Origin of the sequence: Streptomyces longwoodensis (assembly GCF_001514125.1) — a bacterium.
Lineage (GTDB): Bacteria > Actinomycetota > Actinomycetes > Streptomycetales > Streptomycetaceae > Streptomyces > Streptomyces longwoodensis.
The window spans coordinates 1-1,415 of the sequence record NZ_KQ948575.1 but is presented as its reverse complement, the minus strand read 5'-3'; the positions used below and the strand labels follow the sequence as shown (position 1 = coordinate 1,415).

Below are 1,415 nucleotides of genomic sequence, written 5' to 3'. Positions count from 1 at the left end.
TCTTGACGGAGTCGAGGAGGAGCTGGGCGACGTCGACGACCTGGACGGTTTCCTTGGCCTTGCCCTCGTTCTTCTTGCCGTTGACGGAGTCGGTGAGCATGACCAGGCAGAAGGGGCAGGCGGTGGAGACGATGTCGGGGTCGAGGGAGAGGGCCTCGTCGACGCGTTCGTTGTTGATGCGCTTGCCGATGCGTTCTTCCATCCACATGCGGGCGCCGCCGGCGCCGCAGCAGAAGCCGCGTTCCTTGTGGCGGTGCATCTCCTCGTTGCGCACGCCGGGGACGGCGGCGATGATCTCGCGCGGCGGGGTGTAGATCTTGTTGTGGCGGCCGAGGTAGCAGGGGTCGTGGTAGGTGATGATGCCCTCGACGGGGGTGACGGGGATCAGGCGGCCCGTATCGACGAGGTGCTGCAGCAGCTGGGTGTGGTGGATGACTTCGTAGTCGCCGCCGAGCTGGGGGTATTCGTTGCCGATGGTGTTCAGGCAGTGCGGGCAGGTCGCGACGATCTTCTTCGCCGAGCGGGGCTTGGCCGACTCCGGGACCACCTTGCCCTCGTCGTCGAGTTCCTCGCCGAACGCCGTGTTGAGTGCGGCGACGTTCTCCATGCCGAGTTCCTGGAAGAGGGGCTCGTTGCCCAGGCGGCGGGCGGAGTCGCCGGTGCACTTCTCGTCGCCGCCCATGATGGCGAACTTCACGCCCGCGATGTGCAGGAGTTCGGCGAAGGCCTTGGTGGTCTTCTTCGCGCGGTCCTCCAGGGCGCCGGCGCAGCCGACCCAGTACAGGTACTCGACGTCGGTGAGGTCTTCGATGTCGCGGCCGACGACGGGGATGTCGAAGTCGACTTCCTTCAGCCATTCCAGGCGCTGCTTCTTGGCCAGGCCCCAGGGGTTGCCCTTCTTCTCGAGGTTCTTCAGCATGGTGCCGGCCTCGGAGGGGAACGCGGACTCGATCATGACCTGGTAGCGACGCATGTCCAGGATGTGGTCGACGTGTTCGATGTCGACGGGGCACTGCTCGACGCAGGCGCCGCAGGTGGTGCACGACCACAGCACGTCGGGGTCGATGACGCCGCCTTCTTCGGCGGTGCCGATCAGGGGGCGTTCGGCCTCGGCGAGCGCCGCCGCGGGCACGTCCTTCAGCTGGTCGGCGGTGGCCTTCTCCTCGCCCTCCATGCTCTTGCCGCCGCCGGCGAGCAGGTAGGGGGCCTTGGCGTGGGCGTGGTCGCGCAGCGCCATGACGAGCAGCTTGGGGGAGAGCGGCTTGCCGGTGTTCCAGGCGGGGCACTGCGACTGGCAGCGGCCGCACTCGGTGCAGGTGGAGAAGTCCAGCAGGCCCTTCCAGGAGAACTGCTCGACCTGGGAGACACCGAAGACGTCGTCGTCACCGGGGTCGGTGAAGTCGATCGGCTTGCCG

Annotated in this window: 1 protein-coding gene; it reads right to left on the bottom strand. The window is 67.2% G+C overall.

The genetic code is table 11. The annotated features are described in order from the left end of the window. A partial coding sequence (locus tag AQJ30_RS36345; protein ID WP_159052429.1) for a (Fe-S)-binding protein occupies window positions 1-1,415 on the bottom strand: 1,415 nt, incomplete at both ends.